We start from the raw sequence: 26,951 nt of genomic DNA on the forward strand, positions 1-26,951 counted from the left end.
TTCAACCTTGTGCTTTTAGATAGTGCCCCCGGCAAGACTCGAACTTGCGCTCATGGTTTAGGAAACCAATGCTCTATCCCCTGAGCTACGGGGCAATGCCCGCTTAGAAAGATCTAATCCCTCCGCAAAAGTGGACCACTATAGATTACACTCATAGCACGCGAATCAAGACCGAACAACGCCTTGGTGAGATAAGAAAATGCCATCTGACCATTAAAAAGTCATATCTTGGCAAACCCTATTGCGAATCAGAGGCATGAACGCCATCAACCCCTAAAATATCTTCGAGCTCAGATTCGGTGGCCAGGATCCTCGATTCGCACATGGTAATCAACTCCTTGGCGCGCTTGACATCCGCAACTAGAGAATCTAGAGAACGTTGATTTTGAATCTTTTTAACAAGCGCATCAACCTCGGCAATCGCGGCCTCGAATGAAATCTCATCTGGAGTATTTTCAGCTGTCATGGTTCACTCTCGTCTTTCCCTTACCTAATTTATCGAGCTAACGCTAGAGACCGTTGCATTAAATTTGCCGTCCTTCATGGTAACTGTAACCTTGCCCTTAGCCCGTATCTTAGAAATCTCATTTGCCACCTTACCTTCAACCTCAACGATTGCATATCCCAACGCCAAGATAGATTTCGGATCAATTGAATTCAACAGGAGGGTGGCAGATAACAGCTGTGAACGAAATCTCTCTATAGAGGAAGTCGAAGCGTACAGAAGATCTCGATCGAGGCGCGCTAGGGCCTTTTTGGGATCATCTACCATCCTCTCGACAAGGTTCCAGTCCAGTTGAGACGATGCGCTCTCAAGTAAAGCACGAGAATGTCTCAAAAGATCATCTCGACCAAGTGCTACCCTTTCGCCTGCGCTAGCTACCAATTTCGAGATCTCACCGATGGAGTCCCAAGCGACCACTCCTAAATTCCAACCCGCACGAGAGATCGCTTGCTTATGGCCACCAAGTTGCCGCGAGGCACCGGCAAAGACCATGTACTTCTGAGTCACCAAGGCACTTCGAGCGATTTCAATCCGCTCCTGCGCGAAGCTATTAGCATTACTTACTGCCTCTTTTAATCTCAGATGGAAGGTAAAAACCATTCGATTAAGCTCGCTAGCGGCATCATTAGGGTTAGAAAGTGCCTTATTCGACACTTCATTAACCAATACATCATCGGTTGAGTGGCCAATTGCGGCCCAGACCGGTACCTTACAAGTAGCAACAGAGCGGGTCGGCCCTTCAAGGGAAAAACTAGCCAGGTCCACGTGATCACCGCCACCTCTAGCCAAGACGACGATGTCAAAATCATGCGACCGCTCATTTATTCGAGCCATGGCTTCCGGTATCGAGAACGCAACATTCTGACCGGAGGTATTCACGTAGAATGGTGTCACCAAAAATTTATAATGCGTGCGATCCAAACGCGTAACAAAGTCTGACTCAGCAGCTGAACCCCGAGATGTAACCAATGCGATTCGAAGAGGAACTAAAGGTGCTTTCAAACCTCGATTAAGATCGAAGATACCTTCTTCTTTCAATCTACGCCGGAGTAAATCCTTTGCGCCTTCAGCTATCTGACGAGTCCTTTCGATATCTACACCAACTATGACCAGCTGAAGCTTGCCAAAGGGCTTGTAGATATCAATATGACCGAAAAAGACCGCTCTAAGATCCGGGACCAGAGCCATCTGGGCGGTTGCAAGTGACGCCTTGATAGATTTCAGTTGGCTCTGAAAAATCACCGCGTCTAACTTGGCAATGGGCTTACCTACGGGCGAATTCCGATCCGCATATTGACATAAGCTCAGATACATCTGGTCATACTTTGCGGTTGTTGCATTAAAAGATACAAAACCTTCGACTCGAAATGGTTCGCGCGAACTGCCTAAGCTGGACAATAACGCTTTCGACGTATCCAAAAGAGAGCCAACGCTATAGGTGCCGATTTCACTGCTCAACATGTTCACATCCTAATGGGGTCCAACATCTCCGCGTGGAACAACAACGCGTGCACATGTAGAATAATGACAAGAAAGCAAATCACGATTATTTAGAATCTTGCCAGAAAAGGCTTTAGTATCCATTGGCTAAGGATTAGCATAATTTAGTCGATCTAGTCTTGTGGAAGTCATCGTTACAAGACGACAACCGAGAAAGATCTCCAAAATCGCCACCTCGGAAGGAAATCGTGACAAACGGTCTAAGGCAAAAAGGGTTGGTCGCAGGGACTATAGTCTTAGTCATCCTACTGTTGGGCTTTACCTTCGTAACATATAATGGCTTTGGGACTTCCACGGACACCCAAATCAATCCGGTCCAGATCGAGGCACAACCGAAGGCGAACTTTCCCGAAAAGATCAAGACGACAGCCACGACTCATCGAACTAATATCCTCAAATACAGAACATCTGGTTCCGTCTCGGTAGGTCTCCCCAATTTTTCTGGAGACCTTTCCGTTGTATTCAAAGGAACTTTCGCCGAAGATCCAAACTCAAAATTCAGATTGGCAGTTGATGGTGTACCAACGCCATTTGGGACCCTAACCCTAAGAACCTCAAACGTAATGGTACAAACCGCAAAAAATTATATCCTTCGCGGCAACGTGACCCAATTCTCGTCCCGCTTTGTTCGAATGCAACTCACTTCAGCCAACGGTTTAAAGTACATAGCCGTGCTCCACGACTTTGTAAATGGAATAGCTAACACCTTTACGGGGATCTTTTTTCTAGCACCTCGGGGTTGACAATCCAACCGTCAAGATGATGGTAGCAATAGCAGGCGACAAGGTTGGTGTCAACTTCTCGGCCCTGAAGGACCGAGCTTGCAAATCACAGAAAGAGGCAAACTGCTTAGGCTCGCCTAAACGAGGCAACGTTAGTTGCGCAGTATATGGGCTCATGCGGCCTCTCCTGTGTTGCGTTCGGTAGCGTGACTCACTACCCAGCTATCGTATGCGCGCTTGGCGATGTTAATAGCTGCGTTCCAGTCGGCTGACAGCGACAGCCCACAACTGGTGTAAAGAAAAGTATCCCTATTAGGGCGGTTTTTCTTGTCTACATGCCCACAAGCAGAACATTGCTGACTGGTATAGGCGGGATCAACATAGACCACTTTGATACCAACGCGGATTGCTTTGTAGTGAACAAATGATCCAAGCTAGTGAAGTCCCCAAGAATTGAGTGCTACTCGCTGTGGCTTTGGTAACCGTGCCCGATTACGGATGCCTTCGAGATCTTCTAGGGCAATTGCGTAGCCGGTGCGTTTAGCCTCAGTAACAATCTTCTTGGAGATGCAGTGGTTTGTGTTTTTCACGAATCTAGCTTCACATTCTGATCTTTTTATCAGTAGGCGCTTTGCAGATCGTCTTCCCTTCTTTTGTAGCTTGCATCGTAATTTCATATTGCGATTACGAACATGATTCAGGTGTTTGCCTGAAAAATTGGTTCCATCTGACAGGGTGGCGATGTTGATGATGCCAAGATCTACGCCCAAGAACCCATCTGGGGATTCGTTCATGATCTCATCAGTTACATCAATGGTTGCATAGACATAGAACGATCCTTTGCGAAACACTAGATCACTCTCAGCGATCTGAGTATGTTTCAGAAGTTCTAGCTGCCAATCAGCACAGACAAACGGTGCTGATTTAGCTCGTCCATTAATTGTCCATATACTGAGCGTTTTAGCTTCAAGACACCAAGACATGTTTCTTGCATCAAATGGCTGGGCTGAACTCCACGAGAACTGCCTCTTGCGCGTGCGTCTAAACTTTTTGTCCCCAGAGTTATAGGCATCTGCTACCTTTGCGATTGTTCTCACCGTGGCTTGGGCACCAAGGCGAAATTCCTCTTTGGCTTTGGAGTAGGTTAAGCGATGGATAGCAAACCTAGAGAACTCTCTAGTCTCCCAAGCGACTGTGGATATGTAGTTAGCAGTGGCGTTGCACAGTCGCAGGGTTGCTCCTAAGTCGTCCGTTATCTTGCGGTTTGCATTAATCTTGATCGGCACGACTATCTTGCTCACAACCTGCAGTTCTCAATGGCCATTAACAGTAATAAGCACACTTCCTAAGCAATTTGGTCGAGGTAGAAGCGTAGTCTCCGCCCTAAATGCACATTTGGTCTTTGTCACCAAATACAGAAGGGGTGTCTTTAATGGTGACCTACTGGATGTCTGTAAAACAGTAATGGAGCAGGTTTGTTTGGACTTTGGTGTATCTCTAATCGAGTTCAACGGCGAAGACGACCATGTTCATCTCTTGATCGAGTATCCACCGACCGTACAGCTATCTCGTCTAGTTAATTCTCTCAAAGGCGTATCAGCCAGAATGCTGCGCACGCAGAGATCAGCACAAGTAAGGAAGTATCTATGGGAAGAACACTTCTGGTCGCCATCGTACTTTGTGGGCTCTGCGGGAGGTGCAAGTCTAGATGTGTTGCGCACGTATATAGAAAACCAACGGAGGCCGAGCTAATGTGTACGACTATCCCTCCCCGCCCGCAAGGACGGGGGTTCCCGGCGCATCTGATGAAACACTAACCGACTGGGTTGTCGAGCGACTATCGGTGTCGCCCAACTAAGCGAGGAACTTTGACGACACGTGCACGGGATTTGAGCCATAATTATCGCAATGTCGGGCTTTGCTTTGCCTGATCTTGTCCACCAACTAAAAGTTCATTGGCTCTAAACAGCGTAAATATGGTGCGCCCCCTGGGATTCGAACCCAGAACCTGCGGATTAAGAGTCCGTTGCTCTGCCGTTGAGCTAGAAGCGCATTTGGAACTATCAATTTAGCAGCCACACCGTGATCACACTGCGGAATTATCAAAATTCGCATCTCAAAATTACTTTGGTCAACAAAAACAAGCACTCATCGACTATGGGATATAATCAGAGATTCACTAGATAAGGCAGTGATTCACTTATCAAGCAACCTTAATGCTTAGATCACTGTGGCTTAATTGGACTTCCATAAAAAATATCCATTTCGCTACGCAAAGTGGCCATTCTCAAGGAGCAGAGCACTTCTCAATCGCGTTTCACCTCAAAGATTCACCTAATGGTCGCGCTCTAATAACCCATGGGCGCCCGTTTAAACAAGGCCCCATTTTGGGACAGTCTTATGCTGACATAGCAGAACGAGATGCACCTCAAACCTTAGAACTCAACCCTGCCCGACTTGTCGCCCTTAGACGATGCGATTGCGGGCTATCAACAAGGATAACCTAGAGATGCGCGGCAAAGATATTTGACCATTGACTTTGCGCAAATCAAAATATGACCTCAATTCGCCTTCTCCCTTTTTATGCGACATTCGAAGAGGTCATGAATGAGCAAGGGGGCATCGCTTAAATCGAGTTTCATCCAGCATCAGCCGAATTTCTCAACCAAGACAGCAAGCACCTCCTCTAAATTTCCCACTGTTTGGGCGTACCCTAAATCTCACCACGTTATAAACGCATTGAAATGGATTGGCTTCTCTGACGCCCCGTTCAATATTGATTCTCACCTAAAAAAGCTATCTCCACTACCTGCCGTACCTCTCGAATGGCCAAAGAGAGGGAGTATTTGATGGTCCCAAAAAGCTAGGAGAAGGAGAAACTGTCAGCAAAATTGATTTTAGCAAGCCTTCGATCCGTCGGCAAAGGAAAATAGATAGCTCGCCAACAAGGACCTACAGACCACGGCCTCGGTCACGAACAGAGATGACGATCTTCGGCGATCTGGAATTTAGATTAGCAAAGCGGCATCAAACACTTTGGCTAACATCAAAAAGACTTCTCCAACGATATAAACGTAGGAGAAGTCTCAACTTGGGGTGATCGAGGGGACTTGAACCCCCGACCTCCAGGGCCACAACCTGGCGCTCTAACCGGGCTGAGCTACGACCACCAAGAAAGTACTAGTTTAGCGCGGCAATGGCAATGTTAGATCCGAAAAAGCCATTACACTTTCCCGTAAGATAAATTATTGTTGAGTTATCTGGAATCAACTATAAAATATCCTCTTCAACAGCGTCCTAAAATCCCGTTTCGTTCGACTAAAGTTATAGACCGATTTATATTTTCGCCCCTGTAGCTCAGCGGATAGAGCAACTGCCTTCTAAGCAGTGGGTCGTAGGTTCGATTCCTACCGGGGGCGCAACTTCTTCCTAGAATGAAAGATCACAAATGAATCCAGGTTCGTCTTTGTCATAGCTTGCATAGACGAATCAGACAAGACAATTGCAAAGACGAATTTCATACACAAATAGGAAAAGTTCCGTGGAAAGTCAAGCGCATCCTTTAAAATCCCGCCCTTTAGCAAATGCCCTTTGTTATTACAACCACAAGAGGCGAGAGTCCTCGGATTCCGTTGACTTTTACCCTTACCGCATCAACTATTTCCAATGATCGAAGTAGACACGAACCACCATTAGTACCAAGAAACCATCAAAAAGTTGTACCAGCTAGATTATTGTGCCTTGGATTTCGACGGAGTCTTGGCCCCTTGGGAAGGGCCAAGACCATAACAAAATACCTCTTCGATTCGCACGTAAAGCTGGGAAACCAAACCTCAAAAACCCAAAAACGTTGCCTTCTTTAGCAGGATTTTAAAACAATGGTCGTTTGAATCCGTAATAGTTCCACGTATAAACCTTCCCTTCAAAGCCGCTTATCTTTCAGTAGCGGGACAATGCCACACCCCGGGCCTCCAAATTAAGCTTTATCTCAAATCAAATCATCCATCATAAAATGCACAAACTGGCTTTTGATCAAACGAACGCCGTTCAAAAAACTAGAATGACCACACCCAATAGGAAACCGCTAAATCAATAGGCCATCTGGCTCGCCCAATAGAAGCTGAGCGTGATTGCCAAGCGTTGGCGAATTGCTTGAAGCTGATTTGATTGGGAGGGTCGACCATTCAAGTGAAATCCAAATCCAAAGCTTTTAAAGGACAGATAGTGGAATGAGAAGTGGCTCGATTGCGCCCGAAGACACAACCTTGTGACAAGTCACCAGTATTCTAACTATCGCAGAGATCAAGTTACAAAATAGGTCAAATGATTATGAAAAAATCACTTTTGCGTGATGCTTGCGCCACGATCAATTAGTTTATAATCCCGATAAATGATGCTAAAATAATTCAAGCGATAGAACGGATAACAATTTGAACAAGCTGCGCGTCGGTTTTTATTACGATGGATCCTTTTTTGACAAGGTAAACAGATATTATCGTTTCTCTCATTCGAAGGGTGAATTCATCAACCTAAACGGCCTCCAAGATTTGATATCTCGGCAACTTGCAATGCAAAACGGACTCTCCCCTAGCTCCTACCAGATCGTAGAGGCGCATTTTTTCAAAGGACGTTATTCGACCAAATCTCTAAGGGACTTCGCTCGGCCAATCCAATCGCCACGTCAAATTATGGGCGACGAATACCAGACGCCCCAGATTGCCGCACTTGGCGAAGACGATCGCTATGTGAGAATCCTAGAAAGCGAAAGGTACGTCGAAGACAATTTGATGTATGCGGGCATAGTGCCTCATTATTACCGAGTAACGGAGGGCAACGGAACGCATTCTGAAAAGGGTATTGACGTATGGCTGGCGCTAACAGCTTACGAAGCAGCCCTCGAGCGAGGGATCGATACCGTAGTGGTCTTTACCGGTGACGAAGACTTTGTGCCTCTTTTCAAGCGGCTCAGTTGTCGTAACGTCCGTGTGGCATTGATCTCCGAGCGCGCAGAATGGGAAGATCGAAACGGAGAAAAACGATTTCTGGGTTATTCCCGTCGTCTCGCCGAAGAATCAGATTATGTCTTTACTCTTTCAAAGCTCATAGCAGACCTTGAAGCAAAAGACCCTGAGTCGTGCCTTGAAATATTTATCGGCCCGTAATAGAAGAATGAGAAAACCTAGCTTAAAGTGCCTTTGGTTACAAAACCGTCGAAGTGTATACATTGGCAACATATGGAATTGAGATCTTTCCCTCGCTATCTAAATTATCCATGAGGATACCCAGCGCGGCTTCAACAACCCGTTCTCGATCCACAGAATCAAGCGTGGATACCGGCGAAAAGCTCATTATCAACGACCGAGCCAACTCCGGGTCAAGACGATGCACAAATGGAGTTTTTGTGCGAGAAAAGCTTGAAAACCGCTTTGTACCCGTAATTTCTTCAACGATTCTAGCGATAACGATTCGATTCTGATAGGAATCCACAACTCTGTCAAAATCACTTACCCAGGGGACACTGCCGTCACGGATATTCCATATCAAAACGAGCTTGCCCTGACTACCTAAAATACGCGAAAATTCTCTAGTGGATCTATCAATATCAAACCAATGCGCAGCTTGGGCGGCAAAGATCGTGTCAAACATACCGTCTGGAAACGAAAGGTCCTCTGCCTTAGTCGCAACCATATCGAAAGGTTCGACCTTTAGCTTGGACCGCTGCAAGTCCTGAAGCATTTGCACAGAAAGGTCCGTTGGAATCAATAATGCCGGGTCCAAGCTGCTAAGACGCTTAGTAAGAGCTCCGGTACCAGCAGCAATTTCAACGACCTTTTTACCCTTTACAGTAGCTGGATCTATACAATCAATCGGATAGCTAGGGCGCGCACGCCCATAATGATCCGCGACTGCGCCAAAACTTTTTCCGAGCTTAACTTGCTGATCCCGATAATGCGACTCGCTCATAACAACGCTTTAGTCCTTTCGTAACCATGGAGAAGATTTTGCCAATCAACCAACTTTGGGAGTCAAATCAGAGGTTATCCTCGCGATATCCGAGGTCAACGACTGAATAGACTTATCCATCTTAGGAACATTGGTGGCGAAATTAGAAGATGAAGCGCTACTACAAGAATCGGCAAAATCCTTCGCGTCAGAGAGCGTCCTGCTCCAATCCGACGAGAGCGGACTTTCTGGTGCTACAGGTTGAGAGACCATCTTTGATACTTTAGATTCCAGCTTCAGGCAGCCACTCGCTGTAAGTGGAATATTCCCATGTGAAACTGAACTCACTATCGATCCTAAATTTGAATTCAATTGAGAAACATCCGGAATCCCATATTGAGTTATCCATTTTGATAGAGAGATGGCTTGAGTAGCTGCATTGGATGTGCTTGAGATTGTGGACGATACCCCACAACTACATAAAAGCGCAACCAAGAAGGGAACGAATATCCATCGTAAAGAGCTGAAAGTCTTCAGGTCTGGCTCCTTATTAAATCATGAAACTATTAATGGCAAATTCACTCTTACAAAAGCTTATGGTCGAAAAGATGGTACCCAACCAACTTAGCGAGTATTGCCACCTCGAGCAACCTTCGCGCTGCTAAAGCGTTGTTCATCAACAAGAAATGACTCGGAACAAAGCCCATTAGACCTCAAAAACCCTTCGCATTACTAGTACTAACCGCAAAGAAAGACTCTGAATCTCTTCAAATTTTTCACCGCAGAGCCTAGACTGACCAATCAAAGTACCGCTATTCTGCCATGACCTCTTGTGATAAACTCTTCACCAAGATGATTGCCACGATCATGGGTATATGGACTTTATCTCTGTGATTTCACTCAGTAGGCCAAAGGCACCACAAGACCGTACCATCCAAAAACCACAATCGCCGAAAATTCAACTTACCCTCTATCCAGCAAGGCGAAGTTACAGCGAAAAAAATAGGTCAAAAAGAGATCAAAACGGTGACATCCTCCCCGCCCTTACGGACGGGGCTTCCTATACCTGCTTTTATGCAGGTATAAGTGGTTGACGCTTCATCGGGTTGCTTTGCTTAGTCGAAACAGACTTCGCCTGCAATATCCCTCTGCGTCCTGTGACCGCAAGCCCTGCGGCAATTATGTTTTTAGCTGCATTTACATCAGCGTTATCTATATGACCACACGATTGACAAGAAAAGACCGCTTGGCTCTTGCGGTTTTTTCTCATCGTATTGCCACATACCGAACAACGCTGGCTTGTATATGCAGGATTGATAGATGTTACTTTAACTGGCACTTGAGCATTGGTAGCTTTGTCGTTGAGTCTCTTTCTAAAGATCCCCCAGCCTTGTTCCAGGATCGATCTGTTTAGGCCGGACTTGGCTGCTACGTTCTTGCCAGGGTTGGCAATTGTCCCCTTGGCTGATTTGGTCATGTTCTTGATCTTTAGATCTTCTATGACAATTGTGTCATAGTCATGGGTCAACTTGGTTGTTGTCTTTTCGATCCAATCCTTACGACGATCTACTTCCCTAGCTGATAGCTTGGCTATGGCTAGCTTGGTAGCTTTTCTACGGTTAGATCCTTTGCTCTGTCGAGCTAGCTTTCTCTGGAGTCTCCTTTTTCTCTGGAGCTGGCCTTTGGTTAGTAGCTCTGGCATCTGCATCTGCTCGCCATTGGATAAGGTAACTGTAGAAGAGATGCCCATATCGATCCCAATAGAAGAACCGGTAGAGACTCTATCCATCTGAGAGGCTGGAGCGGTAAAGCTAACAAACCACCTACCAGAGCGATCCTTAGTTACTCGTGCAGAGGTGGAGTTTTCTATATCGAGCCACTTACGACTAACACGGAACTTCACCCATCCACACTTTGGGACTAATACCTCGCCCCACTTACGGTTGAGTCTCTTTACGGATAAGTCCCGTATGGCAAAGCCCTCATTTATCTCAGCCTTACGCCATGTCGGTCGCTTGAAGTGATCTGGCCTTCCCCACCAGTTTTGAAAAGCACGGTCTAAGTCTCTCAAGGCTTGTTGTTAGATTGCAGAAGAACCCTCTTCTAACCAAGTCTCTTTGCGGGCTTGGGTGAGTTCCTTAGCTTGGGTGTTGTAGGTGATCTTTTGTGACCTACCCCTAACCCATAAGTTGCGTTGTTCGAGGCCAAGATTCCAAACAAAACGAGCATCGGAGCAGTGTTGTACCAGAATGGGTAGTTCCTCATCCTCTGGGTACAAGCGCTCTCGAATGCTCATATCTATACCTATCGACCAAATGCACGCTGGACTTTAGTTGGACTTGTCAACAAACAGATTGAGTCCTTTAAGCAAAGAGAACTGCGCCTATTCATCCCCGCCCTTACGGACGGGGTTTTCCGGCGCGCTTTGATAAAAATAATATGCCACAATAAAGCGTCGCGGTAACGCACCAAAATACAATTATCGACGACCTGACAACTTGTCTGGGCTTTAGTAGAGATCCGAATCCTTGTCCTTGACGCATTAACGCCCCTAGATGAACTTCGCCGAACTACAAGTGATAGATTTAGCCTAAGAGCCGGATATCGCACGTTCTAGTTTGGAGCCCGCGCTAGCATATTTCGCTCCAGCTTCAAGGAATGATGAGACTAAAGTCGATCGCAAGGCAACTGCACTTTTGTCCAGCAACTCAAGCTCGATCTCCCGAAAGGTAAGCTTTGATTTAGAAGGTTGACATAGATCGATAACATTGACTATATCGTCGTCGATCTCAATAAGCCTAGAGCCCCGTGCGCCTATAATGTGGCTATTTCTCCGTGACTCCAGAGCAGCCACCAATACAAGCGAACCAAACTTCTCAGCTACTAATGGAAATGCGTGAACAATATTTCCGGGCATCTCCGAAAAGGTGCTACGATCTTCAATCTCTATTCTTGAGGTGGTTCGAACGCCATCAGCTTCAATAACTTCGCCCTTGGTCTTCAACGCCCAAACTCCAAGCTGATCGCCTTCGGGATGGATACGACCACCTAATGTCGAGGCATGATCAACACCAAGGCGGTACCTAAATCTCAACGCCATGCTTTCATTCGACAGAGCCCCATCAGATGAATCAAAATACAGCGTATAGGTATGAACCTCTGGAAGAATTTCAATCTCGTCCAAACCTTCACCAATAGTGAGTCTTGGTGGAGAATAGTCGATCTCCACCTCGAGCTTCACTTCGTCTTCTGTATTCAAAGCTCCCCCTATTTCAGGAATATCCATCAAAAAATCGTCTCGATAGACGACGATTGCGTACGTCTTGCCTCTTCGGTCGCAAGTTCGCAAAGACGATCTTGCACCGAGATTCCAACCTTGGTCTCCATGCGGGCGTAAAAACCTGACGAATCCATGGACCAAGAGAACATGTCATCATCTAAATTAAGGCGAAGAATATCCAAAATTCGCGCCTTGTCTAGCTCGGCCTCAATCGGAAATATCGCCTCGATTCGTCGATCCAAGTTCCTCTCCATGAGATCTGCCGAACCGACCCAGATTCTCACTGGATTCTCTTTAGTACCCCCAAAAGCAAAGACTCTGGAGTGCTCTAGGTATCGCCCGACGATAGATTTGACGATGATGTTATCGGATAAACCCGGAACCAAAGGACGAAGACAACAGATCCCACGTGCAATGATGTCGATCTTAACGCCACGCCCCGACGCAGCATAGAGTGCGTCGATAATAGCTGGATCAGTCAGATTGTTCACCTTGATAATGATCCTACCAGCATCTTCTCGTTCAGCCTGTTCGTCAATTAGCTCTATCAACCGCGACCTCAAAAATGCTGGGGCCAATATCATCTTTTGATATTGTCCGGGGCGAGAAAAGCCAGTGAGGAGATTAAAGACCTCGGCAAGGTCTCGTCCGATTTCGGGATTCGAAGTCAAAAGGCCTAAATCCTCATAGGCACGAGCAGTCTTTGAGTTGTAGTTGCCGGTTCCAAGATGACAGTAAATTCTGCTCCCTTGCTCTTCGGCCCTAATCACCAAGGCTGCCTTTATGTGAGTCTTGAGACCCATTAGACCATAGACAACGTGTACCCCTGCCTCCTCAAGTCGCTTTGCCCATGAGATATTTGCCTGCTCGTCAAATCTCGCCTTTAGCTCTACCAATACTGCAACTTGCTTTCCAGCTTCAGCAGCCCTAATTAGCGCTGCCATAATTCTTGAATCACCTGAAGTCCTATAGAGCGTCTGCTTGATTGCCAGGACACTCGGGTCGACTGCAGCCGCTTCGATAAAGTTTTCAACCGTGGTTGAAAACGACTCATAAGGATGATGCAACAATATATCTTGGGACGACAATACATCAAAGACATTGACCCTACGCGAGGCAGTCGATTCAACGAGTTCAACGGGGGTAACTGGTGAAAAATGCGGTCCAGAGATCTCTGGAATATCAATGTCATAGACAGCCCAAAGCCCTGAGAGATCTAGAGGAAAGTCAACTTCATAGACGTCATCTCTATGAAGCCTCAACTCGTCTATGATAACTTCCTTGATCCAAGCCGGTGCACCCTGAGAGATTTCGACCCTCACCGCGCGCCCAAAGCGCCGACGCCTAAGTTCAATCTCAACCAATTCAAGAAGGTCGTCCGCCTCTTCCTCTTCAAGCGAAAGGTCTGCATTTCGCGTTACTCTAAAGGAAAAGTGGTGGCCAATCTCCATCTCTGGGAAGAGTCGATCGAGATGCGCGCCAATAATGCTCTCTAGGGTGACAAATCGAGTCGAGTCGTCAAGTGGAACGAACCGAGGCAAGATTGGAGGCACTTTAACTCGAGCGATTCGTGACTCTTTTGAGATCGGATCCGTTACGACCACGACCAAGCTCAACGTGAGGTTTGATATGTAGGGGAACGGATGGGCGGGATCCACAGCTAAAGGTGTCAAAACTGGAAATATCCTATTATTGAAGACTTGAACCATGCGTTGGCGATCATCTTCACCGAGATCGCCAAAGTTCAATATCTCCACGCCATGGTCCTTGAGCTCCGGGAGGATCTGCGACCTATAGACGATCCCAACCCGCTCTAGAAGTGGGTTCAAAAGCGCCCTAAGCGCTTTTAGCTGCTCTCGGGTACTCATTCCATCCGAACTCTTGGAACGAACACTAGCGGCCAGCCGATCCTTTAATCCGGCGACCCTAACTTGAAAAAACTCGTCCAAACCACTTGAAAAGATAGCTAGAAACTTGATTCTTTCCAAAAGTGGTAATTGCTTATCTTCGGAAAGCTCTATAACCCGTTCCGCAAATCTAACCCATGAGAGCTCTCGATTAACGAATCGAGATGGTCCCAATAGCTCCGCGACATTCGATGATCCGTCCATACCTATAAGGTTATGGTCTTTGGAGGTACTACGCGCGACAAAAGGACCATTGCTGTTGTTTGCACGATTAATTCAACAAGCAATGGTAATTACAAGGGGAAAATACAGAAAAGCTAGTGAATGGTTTGCGATGAAACTTCAAATTAAAGACAGGGTTGCAACAGTTGACGCAGAGATGTTCCATAACGATATGTAATGAACTTGCGTGAGTGGGCGCTGTCCCAAGGTATACATCCTCAAACGGCATATAAGCGGTATCGTGCCGGTACTCTGCCTGTCCCTGCGCTAAAGTAGGGCAACTCATATTGGTGGGAGATCTAGAGTCTCAACCGTCCGTATCTAAGTCTGCCGTCATATATGCACGAGTGTCTTCTGCAGATCAAAAATCAGACTTAGATCGCCAGGTTGCCAGAGTTCTCACTTGGGCTACAGAGCACGGGTACTCAATAGATCGCGTAGTAACCGAAGTTGGTTCGGCACTTCGCAGACATAGGCGAAAGTTTCTGTCGTTACTTAAAGACCCAACAGTAGACACGATTCTGCTACAGCACAGATACCGCTTCTGCCGGTTTGGAGCTGAATATATAGAGGCTGCACTTGAGGCTCAGTCCAGGAAATTGGTTGTGGTAGATCCAGCCGAGGTAGACGATGACTTAGTGCGTGATGTCACGGAACTACTCACGTCTTTGTGTGCTCGGTTATACGGTCGCAGTTCGGCTGCTAACAAAGCTCAGCGTGCTATTGATGCGGTGTGCTCATGATCGCGATAATGCGGACAAAAGCACAGGCTCAAAGAGTATCCGATCTCACCGGAGGTAAGGTTCTTCTTGACGAAGGTAACCCAACAAGGAAAGTATCGCTCACCGGAGATTTCGAGCAATACCGAGATGAGTTAGAGTCAGTCAGCGTACTATTTGCAGTTATGTGACGATACCGGCGAGAAGGTTCCGACTGGTTGGACGGTCACAGGGGCTTCGTTTGAGGTCGAGTGGCCAAAAGACCCGCAGTCAGCCTCTCTTGTCTGGTCTCACTTCGGAGCCAGAAGAGTCGCCTACAACTGGGCACTAGCCAAAGTCAAGTCGGATATGGATGCCAAGAGAACAGACGTAAGCTACCCATCCACACCGTGGACTCTTGAGGCTCTTCCTAAACGGTGGAACCAGGAGAAGAACGAGGTCGCGCCCTGGTGGGGAGATAACTCCAAAGAGGCGTATGCCTCTGGTATAGCTGACCTAGTTCGCGCGCTATCTAACTGGTCTAGCTCTAAACACGGCAGACGAAAGGGTAGAAAGGTCGGCTTCCCGAAGTTCAAGTCTAAGAGAAAAGACCGCAACAGAGTACGTTTTACGACTGGCACTATGGGTTTTGAGGACGATCATCGAACAATCGTGCTGCCGATGATAGGTGCGCTACGCTCTATGGAGAACACGCGCAGAATACAGCGTCACCTAGCTAAGAACAATGCTCGTCTACTCAAGCGCACTCTATCACAGAGATGGGGTCGGTTGTTCGTCTCCTGCCAGCTCGCGATCAAGACAAGCGTAGTTACTCCACCGTCTGCAACTATGTCCAAGAAAGACCCGCGCGCCGGTGTCGATCTAGGACTAAGGTCACTTGCTACTATCGCAGACAGCAATGGCGGCATAACAGCTATTCCTAACCCCGCTCCGCTCAGAGCTACCATGAATGAGCGTCGTAGGGTTGGGCGCAATCTCACCCGACGGATACCCGGATCACACGGTCACAGGCAAGCGAAAGCCAAGCTTGTCAAGTTAGACCGTAAAGCCGTATACGTCCGTCGTGAAAGTATCCATCAGTTAACCTGTTACCTGGTGGATAACTACAGCGAAGTTAAGATTGAAGACCTTAACATCGCTGCCATGGGTCGAAGTATGGGAAGACGGGCATTGCGCCGTTCGGTATCTGATGCCGGACTCGGAGCCTTCAAACCAACGCTTACCTATAAGGCGATAAGTGCCGGAGTCAAGGTAGTCGTTGTAGATCGCTTCTTTCCCTCGTCGCAAATCCACCACAACTGCACAGGCAGACTCACGGGTGCAAAGCTCGCAAAGAGACTTATCTGTGATACTTGTCATGTTGAGGTGGATCGAGATGAGAATGCTTCATTGAATATCCGTGACTGGTCGGTTATCAGTTGTGGGCCAGTTGGGTCCAGCGCCCTGCCCGTTCCCAGGCCATTTGGTACAGGCGGCAGTTGCGACGATGGGATGACTCATCATCGCAAGAGAGAACGTAAGACCGCTAGCAATACTGGCGGTGCTCAAAGAGGCAAGAACGACCCTCGGGCGAGTGAGAATGAAGCCCGAAGGAAGAACCTTGAAAAAGGTGCATCTAGTGAGTAGACTCACCATTTATCATTCAGATGCAACGGACTGCTAGCCATCAATCAATAGGGCTTTCGCGCCAGCATTTAATTCACAGAACTAAGTTCGCCTTTTAGCCCCGAGGCCACCAAAGTCGATCAATTACCCAAGAGGCATTTGGATAAGTTTTTCCGTCTCCATCTGAGCCACTCGGCTAAACTCCAGAATAAATTCTCGAAGAATCTCTACTCGTCGTCGCTTAGCTAAAGTTATTAGGTAGGGATTCATAACGGTCGAACGCAAAACCACTACCCCACTTCGGCGATACGATGCCTCGCCATCAGTGATTCCGGCCGCCTCAATAAAAGTTCTCATCGTCGGGTAGCTATAGGCTGGTTGGGCAAAGGTCGTCTTGGAGAGAAAGAAGGGTTGCGAGTAGCTGTACTCCCTTTCACCATGTTCAGCCTGTATTGAAAAATGCTTATAGACCCGATTTGTAAGATCGCACATACCCTCTAAAGTACGATCCCCCTTGGCTCTAACCCCAAAGATAATAATATTTGTATCTGGCGGCTTGGATTTGCCATCTTCCCTTGCATAAGTGAGCACCTCAAAGTCTCGTCGAATCCCTGTGGCGTCTAGCGCTTCATTTAAATTCGACAGCCATTCAAAGAGTTCCCTTGCTGCGAGCCACGACGATCGCACGATCTTGCCATGATTTAGCCGATCCAATGGAATCAACTCAGTATTTAGCCAAAGAGCGGTAGCTGGGAAGCTGGGGCGTGAACCCTCGAGAGTGTAGGGGGCAAAGGCCTCGGTTGCTATCAACCCTACCTTGGCCCGATCTCCCGGCTTGGCCGTCTCGACGAGATGTCTTGGAGGTAGGTGTAATATTCTTGCATCTGCAACCGAAGTAATATAAGGCGCTTTTTGTCTAACCAGTAGTCTGACCCAGTCATTTCGAAATGCTACTGCACCGCATGGGTAATTCACATACCCCATCTTGTGGGGATCTACGGTGACAGAATCCGCTAGTGCAATTGCATCTATCGCCCCAACGATCGCGCTATCTGAAAAGGCCACCTCAACCGACTTGTGAAAGTGAGCTTCCCTCCTTCTCTCGTAGTCGAAGTTAGAGAGAACAAGCTCAATCTCTCCCGAAAGATCGCTAACCATCTCACTAGAAGCGCAACTACCCAAGTCATCTGGAGGCAACGCAGTTCCTTTGGAGTCAGCGTCACCATCTCTCAATTGATTGACAACCGATAAGAGCAAGTCCAGCGCAGTTGCAACCGAACTTAGTTCCCGACCAGCCAAGGCCTCTAATGCAGAGGATGAGTAGTGCAAGAACAAGACGTCGCTATCACCTTCGCCAAATAAAAGATCATCTAGTGCTTGGATTAAACGAACGACCTTCTCGACAAAATGATCTGTTATTGTCGGCTTGACCTCATCAACTTCGAACACCAATAACTCGAACTCGCCATCTAATAATTCCAAAGACGCTATTGAAACCAAAGAGTTCAAATCGTCGATCACGCGCTCAGAGGCCGCCTTGATGAGCAAAGTCCTAAAGAACCCTCCCCAGGCAGCGTCCACATGTACCCAAAAACTGATGCCCTTTGTTTGCATTCTTTGTCGCAACTCAATAATCTTATCGACAGGGTCTATCGCACCCTCTTCTGTCGTACCAGCAATTCCAATTACACAAAGCGGAATTCGCCCCTTTTTGGTCGCGTCTAGAATCTTCAACTCAAGGTCGTTGATATCTAAACGAAAGGTCGAATTCATCTCAACTGGGACCAAACAGTCCTTGCCAAGGCCCAAGAGATCAAGCGCCTTTGAGATTGAGTAGTGGGCTGCTCCAGAGACAAAGATCGCAGGCGGGAAGTCAACTAAGCAACGCGCCATCCCATTAGCAAGGCTGTACTTGGAATCACTCTCCAAAAAGCGCCATGCCATATCAGCAATTTCATTATCTGATGGGCCATCCTGGCCTCGGGGAGAGCCCATCTTTTGCTTTATCGCCTCTAAATATCTAGAGATCAAAGCCAATGACTCACTAGGTTCGATATTGAGCAGCTCTTGAGGGTCAACCTCAGAAATATTTCGCATGCCAACAAGGCCATCTTCGCCGATGACGTTAACTTTGAGTTCGAGAGCCCGCGCGATTGCGGTATCACGCACCGATAGCGGAAAATACTTTACAGCTCGAGCCACCCAAAGCGATTCGATATTGGCGACAGTTCCCCCGGAAGTCAAATGACACCAAGCATATTCAAATGAGAGCATCTTGTGATATTCGTCCAAAGAAGCTTGGGTGACGACCCGAGGTGGATCGGGAGGAGGGGTAAATCCTATCATTCCAAGCAGCCGATTACAGGCGTCAATCTCATATTCAAGAGTCACTGCTCCGGTCTCAGAGGTGACGTTGTTTGAGTTGTACAAAAGACCAGCAAGAGAACCGACCAGGGCGGGAATAGTGGTCTCTCCCTGTTGGTGAGCTATATAACGAGGAGAATAAAATGGGAAACTCCGTCGTAGTCGCCCTAGCATCTCACTCAAACGCTCTTGAAGATCACTCCGTTCGTCGATGAAATCATGCGCCTCGGACGGGGAGATAACCGTGGGATCTGACGGATAGTAGTTGCGCCTCCAGTGAAAATAATCATCCAAGACCGTCCCGAAAAGTTCCTTTATAAACTGCGAGTTTTCACCCTTTGGACCTGGAAAATACGCGAGAAAATTCTCCTTTGAAATCTCTGACATTCAGCCATACCCCCACAAAACCATTCAAATATGCAAGCTCTAGAAAACTCTAATAGCATATGGAGTCCCATTCGGATACGAACGATAATATTTTTAAGATCTCAGCGCAATTTTCGACCACCAGAGACGAAAATGAAAACCTTTACCAAGATACCAAAGATATGGTGGCTGGTAAAGCGAGAATTTACCGCCGAAGATTTCTAATTATACGACTTTATCTTTCTATTGTGACGATCCCAAAGACACCAATGAGTTGGTTAAATTCCAAATGGAACTAAAGAGATTGAATCCTTAGTTTGATCGACATGAAATGCAATACTGGAGAGATGATCGAAATCCTCTCGATAATGAGCACCTCGAGATTCCTGTCTTGCCAGCGCACCCGAAAGGACTAACTTTCCTACCTCTAGCAGATTCAGGGTCTCCACCTCACTTGGAAGTGAGGTTTCAAATGACTCAAAAAGGTTCAACCGTCTCCTGCCGTCTTGAATTTCAACGCCATTTCTCAAAACCGATGCACAGGAGGTCATAATCTGTTGAATCTGAGGACGCAAATAAAGGTCAAGACCGCCAACAAAAGGAGGGGCATCATCACAATGCCCGGGAACCTCGAGTTCCTTTAGAGCTGTTCTAGCTGCCCTTGCACCCATTACCAGCCCCTCTAACAGTGAATTTGACGCTAGGCGATTCGCACCGTGCAGTCCAGTGCTTGCGACTTCTCCTGCAGCAAACAAGCCAGCAACGGTAGTTCTTCCGTGACTATCGGTGCTTACTCCACCCATTTGATAGTGGGCAGCAGGCGAAATCGGCACTGGCGACGACAGAGGGTTTAATCCAAGGTCAACACAAGAGGCATAGACCGTAGGGAATGAGTTCGCAAGGTCTCCCACTGGACGCAGGTCTAAAAAGACACCACCACTTGAGCGCTCTTCATTGATTACTGCACGCGCAACAACATCACGAGGTGCCAATTCACCCAAAGGGTCGTAACGAGTCATAAAGCGCTCACCATTTTTGTTGAGCAATATGGCACCTTCGCCTCGGCAAGCCTCAGAGATAAGAGAACCATCCATAAGTGCCGTAGGGTGAAACTGAGCTAATTCGATATTTCTGATGGTGGCGCCTGCCTTCAATGCAAGCACTATGCCATCACCAGTTGCCTCTGGGGGATTTGTTGTAACGGAAAAGAGCTGGCCTGAGCCACCTGTGGCAAGGACTACCGAGGCTGCAGTAATCTTTATCAACTCTTGATTAGGACCAAAAGCCCAAGCGCCCATGACAGACTCGTCCTCTGCCGCTCTCAGACCAACGACAAAGTGGCGCTCTAGCGAGGTTATTCGGCCAATAAGTTTGCTATGCAAAAATTTCAAGAGGAAGAGACCAGAACGATCGCCTCCGATATGCTTGACTCTCGGTCGTGAATGTCCACCTTCTAGTGCCAGCTCAGGGTCAAAGTCCATACCCAACTCCTTGAGTAGCGCCAGATGTTCCAGAGATTCACCAAGAATCTCCCGCGTTACCGTCGGGTCACTCAAGCCACGACCAGCACGAAGGGTATCCTCGAGGTGCGACGGAATATCATCTCGGCCATCAGGGAACGCAATACCGCCTTGGGCCCATTGAGTGGATCCAGAGACAAGTTCGGTCTTCGTAACAAGCATCACCCTAGCGCCCATCGAAGAGGCCAGCAAAGCTCCATAGGCTCCCGCTACGCCACTTCCAATAATCAAAAGGTCAGTTTCAATCTCTTCAAACACAGACTGACTAACCAATTGAGATCATGGCTTCGATTGCCCCTAGTGCAGCCCTTGCGATCTCCTCGTCCACCGACACAACATATTTGTCCTCGACCAAAGAGTCATATATCTTTTCAAGGGTGATCATCTTCATATATTGACAGATAGCACTTTCTTTGACGGGTAAAAACTTTTTACCTGGCGCCATCTTGTTCAACCGATGAATGATACCGACTTCCGTAGCAATCACAAATTCTGTCCGGTCGGACGCCTTAGCGTAGGTCACCATCCCTTCAGTTGAAAGCATTTTGGCATCGGGCTTCAAGTACAGACAAGAGCTTCCACAGGAGCATTCAGGGTGTATCAAAAACTCGGCGTCTGGATGCGCTTCAAGAGTCTCGCGAATCTCTTTATCTCCAATTCCGCCATGCACGTGACATTCTCCCATCCAAACGTGCATCTTGATGCCAGTGACACGCTCTACGTGAGCTCCAAGAAACATATCAGGCAGAAAAAATATCGGTCGAGTTGCATCTAAAGATTGCACAACTGCAACAGCGTTAGCGCTAGTTACGCAGACATCGGCCAGGGCCTTTACCTCTGCGGATGTATTGACATAAGCAACCACTTGCCCGTTAGGATTTTCATCCCGCCACTCCTGGACGTCCTTTGCGCTTATCGTGTCAGCCAAAGAACATCCAGCATCTAAATCTGGAATCAATACCGTCTTTTTAGGATTCAAAATCGCGGCGGTTTCGGCCATAAAGTGAACGCCAGCAAAGACAATGATGTCGGCCGAAGTGTTGGCCGCCACTCGGGAAAGGCCAAGTGAATCTCCTACAAAGTCTGCCACATCCTGAACTTCGGGACGTTCGTATGAATGAGCTAGGATAACTGCATTCCGCTTCTTCTTCAACTCCATAATCTCTTGCGAGAGATCAATGCTCAACATAATTCGCTCCCTATGCCTTAAGCACATGCGGTTGTAGTCATTAAGACTAGTACCTATCGATAATCATACACCAAGCAAGCTTTACCTTGCCATTCGCTTAGGATCCATTGTTGGTATGCACTATTGCTGCTATGAGATATCCAATGAGATGTCGATCGCATTTGCGGAGTGAGTCAGGGCACCTACTGAGATCAAATCAACGCCGGTACGGGACACTTGAGCAATCCGACTCAACACCATATTTCCGCTAGCCTCGACCAGGACTCTGCCTGCAACGATTCGAACTGCTTCCTCTGTAGATCTATCGTCCATATTATCCAACAAGACTCCATCAGCTCCGCTTTCAAGAGCCTCTTGAAGCTCGTCCAAATTAGAGACTTCAACCTCGACTTTTAGATAATGAGGCGCATTTGCCTTGGCAGCCATCGTAGCTGCTCGCACTGATCCCAAGGATTCGATGTGGTTATCTTTGATTAAGATCCCATCGAATAGGCCAAACCTGTGATTCACGCCACCACCAACTTTGACCGCATACTTCTCCAAATACCTAAGACCAGGAGTGGTCTTGCGAGAATCGGCGATCTTCGCCTTTGTCCCACGAGCCTCTGCCACAAAAGTAGATGTCATAGTAGAGATTCCGCTCAATCTTTGAATTAGATTCAAAGATAACCTCTCGCTAGCCAAGATAGATCGAAGATTTCCCCTGACCCGGGCGAGCACTTCACCATTGCGAACATGGCTACCTTCGTCAACTTCCAATTCAAAGAAGACATCTGAATCGATAGTTCGAAAGATCTCTCGGGCGATCGGCAGGCCTGAAATAATCGCGTCGCCTTTAGAGACGAATACAGCCTCGCCAGATCTCTCATTAGGAATGGTGAGTATTGACGTAATGTCACCTGCTCCTAGATCCTCTTCGATCCATCGAGATATATCACCGCGTAAGTGGCGAAAGTCTAATTGCGTCATTCAAACGACTCCAGTTCAATTCTGTCTTGGGGCGCCAACTGCTTTTTGCCTAAGATTGAATTCATCCTAGACGTCAACTAGGATCCCTCAAATAAATAGTGAAAACCAGGCAAAAAATTAGCCCGGCGCATAATGCAAGTCTTTTTATAGATTTCTATCAGACAAAGCCCCCACTAAAAGATAGGGGCCTAGTTGCGACAAATTACCTATTACACCACCTGCAAAACGAGCTGGCTAATCTGAATTCGTATTCAGAAATCTTTTGCCTCCAATTTCCCTGCCCACGCCAGAAGAACCAGGCATTAAGGGATCTGATCTAGCAATGAAGACCAAACGTCTGTGGTGGCCAGAGGCGAAATAGTAGAGGTCAAAGTGCCAAAGATAGATTCGACCAAGGACATCGTCAAACCTTGGCAATGGTCATAACGTGGCCATAACTCGTGTTAGCTTGGAATCGTGTTATCATAGACGCCAACGGTTCGGAATAATTGCGCTAATTTATCACTGCGCTAACCTACACCCAGAAAAGGAGTCCGTTTTTGGGTTCAAGAATTGCCGCAATGGGGCAAATTCCACAACGAGCTAATGTCAAACGCTATACCCGGCAGCGAAAGAGCGAGCTCGGTATGCTGCTACTTGCATCTGGGATTACAATTCTTGCCTTTCTATTAGCATCGCTAGGCCTCAATTCCGCCCTACCCTCCAACCTGATCATCGTCCTAGTCGCCATGGTCGCATTGCCACTTGTTGTCCACATTGCAAATCTCTTTTTGGCACCCTATGCTGATCCAGCGCTGATGCCCATTGTCGCCCTCTTAAACGGTCTGGGCTACGTGATGATCGCACGTCTAGATCCACAAGAAGCACTTCTTCAAGGGGTTTGGGCCACTTTGGGCGTGATAGCCTATATTTCAACACTAATAATAGTAAATCGATCTGAAATTTTGGACCGATATAGATTCCTCCTGGCGCTTTCGGGACTGCTGCTATTAGTTCTGCCGCTAGCACCAGGAATAGGGCAAAATATAAATGGCGCCAGGTTGTGGATAAGACTGGGACCGGTCAGCTTTCAGCCTGTAGAAATTGCCAAGCTAAATCTCGCAATCTTTTTTGCCTCCTACTTCATTGAAAAACGCGACGTGTTGGGCGCCATGGGGAGTCGTTTGAGCCTCCGAGAATCGCTAAATATACGAATCTTAGGACCCATTGCCACTGCGTGGATTGCATCGCTTCTAGTCATGACTCTCGAGCGAGATGTTGGCTTTTCGTTGATGCTCTTTTTAGTCTTCATCATCACGATATGGATGGCGACTTCTAGAATTCGCTACCTCTTTGGTGGCAGCATTTTGTTTGTCCTTGGAGCGCTTGGCGCCTCTAATCTTTTTACACAGGTCAACGTAAGAGTAACTATCTGGATAGACCCATGGAAGTACGCCCAAGGAATAGGGTATCAGATCGTCCAGGCACAATATGCTCTGGCTGCAGGTGGGATCTCTGGTACCGGTCTCGGGAGGGGTCACCCCACAATCATTCCTGTTGTAACGTCAGACTTCATCTTTGCCGCTATCGGTGAAGAGATGGGGCTCTTGGGAACCAGCGCAATAGTGATGGCCTTCCTACTCATAGTTGGAATCGGAATCAGAGCCGCACTGCGAGCAAAGAGCCCTTTTGGCTCCCTAATCGCGGCTATCTTCACTATGATAATTGGTCTTCAATCGTTTTTCATAATGGGTGGAATCGTGCGGCTGCTACCCCTTACCGGAGTGACCTTACCATTTGTTGCCTATGGCGGATCATCGTTGATCTCAAATTACATTCTGATTTCGATCCTTATGAGAATTAGCGATGAAGGTAATCGCCCAGACGAGCTCGAAAATGAACTCAAATCCAGACGATCTTTACTTAGCCGCAGGGCCAAAACCGCATAGGCCAACCTTAAAGATTAACCCTTTGGGCCACGCCACTTCTTCCTAAATTCACCATAGGACTAAAAGGATCTAACTTAAAGTCAAGGTAGAAAGTACCCAGAACGACCGCGATCTGGCTCGGCCCAATCACCTTCAACGTCGTGGAGACAAATTGTGGCCAGAGATACCGTAGCCTGAGATATTGCAAGAATGCACCTGACCGACTAGGTGCAATGTATGGCAATTTTTTCTAGAACAATAACACTATCTCCCCAGGGCCTCTATTACCAACTTGGATTTGCGCTATCGTTATGAGTTGTCTGCATCATCAGGCATTGCAACAAATTGCATACATAGGTCCTGATATCTTTAAACATTCGCCTTGAAAGTCACCATGACTTTCCTAAACAAACGCACGGCATGATCCCCAAAATCCGCCTAAGCCTCATTCGGAACTTTAACTTTAATTTACAAAAGATCCCAAACCGTGTGTAGTCAATTGAACCAACGGGAGCGTAATCCCCTTCCGTAAGGGAGGGGTCAAGCGACCTCGTTCTTTCTTGGTCTCCCTGATTTACCTCTTGGGAGTTTCTGGTTTTCTATGTACTTCTTCACTTCCTCTAATGGGGACCCGCCACCAAGAAAATTAATCACGAACCATGCGGAATAGCAATTCTCAAAGTATGTTTAAAAACCTATTCAACACGAACGGAACATTGCTCATTACCACTAGCAATCGTCCACAACTCAATCAACCTTTCTTCCTCAAACCCTCACGAAACACGCCGGAGCGTACCAACCTCGTCGTTTATACGACTTGGTAAGCACCATTCGTTGGTCTTGTGCGGTGAGTTCTAGGAATCGTGTCGGAGATAGGTATCCAAGAGAGCTGTGACTTCTAAATTCATTGAAGTCATCGCTATAGATATCTAGCAGCGCTTGTCCTTCTTCGACGCTCTCGAATAGATCGCCGTTGAGAAATTCATCTCTTAATCTGGAATTGAAAGATTCAACTCTGACCCCATAAAGCTGCACTGGGCCATGGAGATACAGGTTCGGTAGGCATAAGGGTTACGCCCATTTCAATTGACCATTCCGAAAGAGCTTTCGAGATGAACTCTGGTCCGTTGTCACACCTTATTTAGATAGGATGACCTCGGCTTGCTACGATATCATCCAGGACGGCAATAACTCCTAGTGAATCGATCGATCTGGCTGTTATTGACGCTAGGGCTTCCCTCACAACCTAGGGCTTGAGTATTAATCAATGATACTAAAGGATCTTGATAGTACGAGTATCGGTTGTCTGGTCGAATTGAAAGTCAAGTGCCCATGAAACGTTTTTCTCCAGAGGAACGTGGTAGCCCATGGATTGTCGTGACTAGAAGATGCTTTACCAACGGTGGACTTCTTCTTATTTTTATAGGGTACCTTCAAGCCGGCTTGTCGCCAAAGAGACCTTACCTTTTTGATATTGACATGGTATCCCTTGTCTATGACGTAGCGATATGCTCTTTTGTAACCCTGAGCTTTGTGTTCTAGGGCAAACGTTCTTAGGAGTTGCGTGATCTCTTCGTCTAGATCTGCACTTTTGCGTTCAGGTGCTACGGTACGCTGCGTAGAACGATTTTGACCTGCTACTTTGCAGGCTCGTCTCTTTAGAAACCCCGAATCGTATCTGTAGTTTGTGAACTACCATACGACGACGATTCGGGGTTAGAAGTTTCTTATCGTCACCTCCTTAAGCATGGAGACATCAAGAGTTAGGTCAGCAACGATGCTCTTTAGGCAACGGTTCTTTAGACGACGGTTCTTTAGACGACGGTTCTTTAGATTCAAGTTCCTTGAGTAAGCTTTACTTTGGTTCCCTTCAATGCAGCGTAGGTACTCTTCCATCGGTGCCAGGTTGTCTCGGTAACTGCAGCGCCTTAGGGCTTTTATGGCAAAGCGGCAACTTCACTTATGGTTGCACCGTCATTTAGCATCTTGTCCCCTTCAGCGATCTTCTTGCGCACCTGCGCCCTGCTTACCTTGAGTAGAACGGGTATGCCTTTTGGACTTCACAATAATTTTCTCCATCTACATTATGGATACAAAGCTCACATTGGTAGCGGATCAATTAAATGGGGGCCTTCCAAACCTCCCGTTGTTTGATTAGAAAATTGTCTTTCGCTTTTCTGAGGATTACGGACAACTCTAAGCCAGGAGTAGCACAAAGGGTAACTGGTTCCGA

Annotated in this window: 19 protein-coding genes, 4 tRNA genes and 3 pseudogenes; 7 read left to right on the forward strand and 19 right to left on the reverse strand. The window is 47.2% G+C overall.

The window, feature by feature from the left end; translation table 11 throughout:
- Positions 1–23 precede the first annotated feature (23 nt).
- From ACIDITHRIX25_RS95615 to ACIDITHRIX25_RS95625, 3 genes are all read right to left on the reverse strand, one after another.
- Positions 24–94: transfer RNA gene (locus ACIDITHRIX25_RS95615), tRNA-Arg, on the reverse strand.
- Positions 95–238: 144 nt separating this feature from the next.
- Complete coding sequence (locus ACIDITHRIX25_RS95620) at positions 239–466, reverse strand: exodeoxyribonuclease VII small subunit (protein ID WP_201733202.1); 228 nt, start codon at positions 464–466, stop codon at positions 239–241.
- 24 nt (positions 467–490) lie between these two features.
- Positions 491–1,966 carry an exodeoxyribonuclease VII large subunit gene (locus ACIDITHRIX25_RS95625; protein WP_201733203.1) on the reverse strand — a complete coding sequence of 492 codons (1,476 nt, stop codon included), beginning with the start codon at positions 1,964–1,966 and terminating at the stop codon, positions 491–493.
- Positions 1,967–2,193: 227 nt separating this feature from the next.
- Between ACIDITHRIX25_RS95625 and ACIDITHRIX25_RS95630 the strand changes: the two genes are divergently transcribed.
- On the forward strand, positions 2,194–2,748 hold the full coding sequence (locus ACIDITHRIX25_RS95630; RefSeq protein WP_201733204.1) for a hypothetical protein: 555 nt from the start codon (positions 2,194–2,196) through the stop codon (positions 2,746–2,748).
- A gap of 152 nt (positions 2,749–2,900) precedes the next feature.
- On the opposite strand, the pseudogene ACIDITHRIX25_RS95635 reads toward ACIDITHRIX25_RS95630, so the two are convergent.
- Both ACIDITHRIX25_RS95635 and ACIDITHRIX25_RS95640 read right to left on the reverse strand, forming a co-directional pair.
- Positions 2,901–3,143, reverse strand: a pseudogene (locus tag ACIDITHRIX25_RS95635) (zinc ribbon domain-containing protein); the annotation flags it as partial.
- A gap of 18 nt (positions 3,144–3,161) precedes the next feature.
- Positions 3,162–4,028: a transposase gene (locus ACIDITHRIX25_RS95640; protein WP_201733205.1), complete on the reverse strand. Its 867-nt coding sequence runs from the start codon at positions 4,026–4,028 to the stop codon at positions 3,162–3,164.
- A 31-nt stretch (positions 4,029–4,059) separates the two neighbouring features.
- Between ACIDITHRIX25_RS95640 and tnpA the strand changes: the two genes are divergently transcribed.
- Positions 4,060–4,479: an IS200/IS605 family transposase gene (tnpA, locus tag ACIDITHRIX25_RS95645; RefSeq protein WP_201733588.1), complete on the forward strand. Its 420-nt coding sequence runs from the start codon at positions 4,060–4,062 to the stop codon at positions 4,477–4,479.
- A gap of 225 nt (positions 4,480–4,704) precedes the next feature.
- Here tnpA and ACIDITHRIX25_RS95650 read toward each other — a convergent pair.
- A tRNA-Lys gene (locus tag ACIDITHRIX25_RS95650) sits at positions 4,705–4,779 on the reverse strand.
- A 1,040-nt stretch (positions 4,780–5,819) separates the two neighbouring features.
- Positions 5,820–5,897 (reverse strand) — tRNA-His (locus ACIDITHRIX25_RS95655).
- A gap of 176 nt (positions 5,898–6,073) precedes the next feature.
- On the opposite strand from ACIDITHRIX25_RS95655, the gene ACIDITHRIX25_RS95660 reads away from it, so the two are divergent.
- Positions 6,074–6,146 (forward strand) — tRNA-Arg (locus ACIDITHRIX25_RS95660).
- A 1,011-nt stretch (positions 6,147–7,157) separates the two neighbouring features.
- Positions 7,158–7,889: an NYN domain-containing protein gene (locus tag ACIDITHRIX25_RS95665; RefSeq protein WP_052605334.1), complete on the forward strand. Its 732-nt coding sequence runs from the start codon at positions 7,158–7,160 to the stop codon at positions 7,887–7,889.
- A 37-nt stretch (positions 7,890–7,926) separates the two neighbouring features.
- On the opposite strand, the gene ACIDITHRIX25_RS95670 is transcribed toward ACIDITHRIX25_RS95665, so the two are convergent.
- From ACIDITHRIX25_RS95670 to ppk1, 6 genes are all read right to left on the reverse strand, one after another.
- Entirely contained in the window at positions 7,927–8,691 is a 765-nt protein-coding gene (locus tag ACIDITHRIX25_RS95670; RefSeq protein ID WP_201733206.1) for a class I SAM-dependent methyltransferase, read from the reverse strand.
- 45 nt (positions 8,692–8,736) lie between these two features.
- The gene (locus ACIDITHRIX25_RS95675) at positions 8,737–9,018 is read right to left on the reverse strand and encodes a hypothetical protein (protein WP_201733207.1); all 282 of its coding nucleotides are present in this window, start codon (positions 9,016–9,018) and stop codon (positions 8,737–8,739) included.
- 724 nt (positions 9,019–9,742) lie between these two features.
- A complete protein-coding gene (locus ACIDITHRIX25_RS95680; RefSeq protein ID WP_213333447.1) occupies positions 9,743–10,741 on the reverse strand; it encodes an RNA-guided endonuclease InsQ/TnpB family protein in 999 nt (332 codons plus the stop codon).
- Positions 10,742–10,750: 9 nt separating this feature from the next.
- Positions 10,751–10,966: a helix-turn-helix domain-containing protein gene (locus tag ACIDITHRIX25_RS95685; protein ID WP_052605330.1), complete on the reverse strand. Its 216-nt coding sequence runs from the start codon at positions 10,964–10,966 to the stop codon at positions 10,751–10,753.
- 294 nt (positions 10,967–11,260) lie between these two features.
- A complete protein-coding gene (locus ACIDITHRIX25_RS95690) occupies positions 11,261–11,956 on the reverse strand; it encodes a CYTH domain-containing protein (protein ID WP_052605329.1) in 696 nt (231 codons plus the stop codon).
- Positions 11,956–14,061: a polyphosphate kinase 1 gene (ppk1, locus tag ACIDITHRIX25_RS95695; protein ID WP_201733209.1), complete on the reverse strand. Its 2,106-nt coding sequence runs from the start codon at positions 14,059–14,061 to the stop codon at positions 11,956–11,958. Before ppk1 ends, ACIDITHRIX25_RS95690 begins: the two co-directional genes overlap by 1 nt.
- 195 nt (positions 14,062–14,256) lie before the next feature.
- On the opposite strand from ppk1, the pseudogene ACIDITHRIX25_RS95700 reads away from it, so the two are divergent.
- Both ACIDITHRIX25_RS95700 and tnpB read left to right on the forward strand, forming a co-directional pair.
- Positions 14,257–14,822, forward strand: a pseudogene (locus ACIDITHRIX25_RS95700) (IS607 family transposase).
- Positions 14,819–16,424: pseudogene (gene tnpB, locus ACIDITHRIX25_RS95705) on the forward strand (IS607 family element RNA-guided endonuclease TnpB). Before ACIDITHRIX25_RS95700 ends, tnpB begins: the two co-directional pseudogenes overlap by 4 nt.
- A 123-nt stretch (positions 16,425–16,547) precedes the next feature.
- On the opposite strand, the gene ACIDITHRIX25_RS95710 reads toward tnpB, so the two are convergent.
- The 4 genes from ACIDITHRIX25_RS95710 to nadC all read right to left on the reverse strand — a co-directional run bounded on the left by ACIDITHRIX25_RS95710 (position 16,548) and on the right by nadC (position 22,811).
- A complete protein-coding gene (locus ACIDITHRIX25_RS95710) occupies positions 16,548–19,154 on the reverse strand; it encodes a pyridoxal phosphate-dependent decarboxylase family protein (RefSeq protein WP_052605361.1) in 2,607 nt (868 codons plus the stop codon).
- 257 nt (positions 19,155–19,411) lie between these two features.
- Positions 19,412–20,911 carry an L-aspartate oxidase gene (locus ACIDITHRIX25_RS95715; protein ID WP_200891222.1) on the reverse strand — a complete coding sequence of 500 codons (1,500 nt, stop codon included), beginning with the start codon at positions 20,909–20,911 and terminating at the stop codon, positions 19,412–19,414.
- Between the two features lie 7 nt (positions 20,912–20,918).
- Positions 20,919–21,842, reverse strand: a complete 924-nt coding sequence (gene nadA / locus ACIDITHRIX25_RS95720) for a quinolinate synthase NadA (RefSeq protein WP_052605362.1) — start codon at positions 21,840–21,842, stop codon at positions 20,919–20,921.
- A 129-nt stretch (positions 21,843–21,971) separates the two neighbouring features.
- Positions 21,972–22,811, reverse strand: a complete 840-nt coding sequence (nadC, locus tag ACIDITHRIX25_RS95725) for a carboxylating nicotinate-nucleotide diphosphorylase (protein ID WP_201733212.1) — start codon at positions 22,809–22,811, stop codon at positions 21,972–21,974.
- Between the two features lie 539 nt (positions 22,812–23,350).
- Between nadC and ACIDITHRIX25_RS95730 the strand changes: the two genes are divergently transcribed.
- On the forward strand, positions 23,351–24,739 hold the full coding sequence (locus ACIDITHRIX25_RS95730; protein ID WP_201733213.1) for an FtsW/RodA/SpoVE family cell cycle protein: 1,389 nt from the start codon (positions 23,351–23,353) through the stop codon (positions 24,737–24,739).
- 744 nt (positions 24,740–25,483) lie between these two features.
- On the opposite strand, the gene ACIDITHRIX25_RS95735 is transcribed toward ACIDITHRIX25_RS95730, so the two are convergent.
- Both ACIDITHRIX25_RS95735 and ACIDITHRIX25_RS95740 read right to left on the reverse strand, forming a co-directional pair.
- Positions 25,484–25,753 (reverse strand): integrase core domain-containing protein, encoded by a 270-nt coding sequence (locus ACIDITHRIX25_RS95735; RefSeq protein WP_201733214.1) that lies wholly within the window; start codon positions 25,751–25,753, stop codon positions 25,484–25,486.
- Positions 25,754–25,978: 225 nt separating this feature from the next.
- A complete protein-coding gene (locus ACIDITHRIX25_RS95740; protein WP_201733589.1) occupies positions 25,979–26,287 on the reverse strand; it encodes a helix-turn-helix domain-containing protein in 309 nt (102 codons plus the stop codon).
- Between the last annotated feature and the right edge of the window lie 664 nt (positions 26,288–26,951).

This window comes from Acidithrix sp. C25 (genome assembly GCF_904848545.2).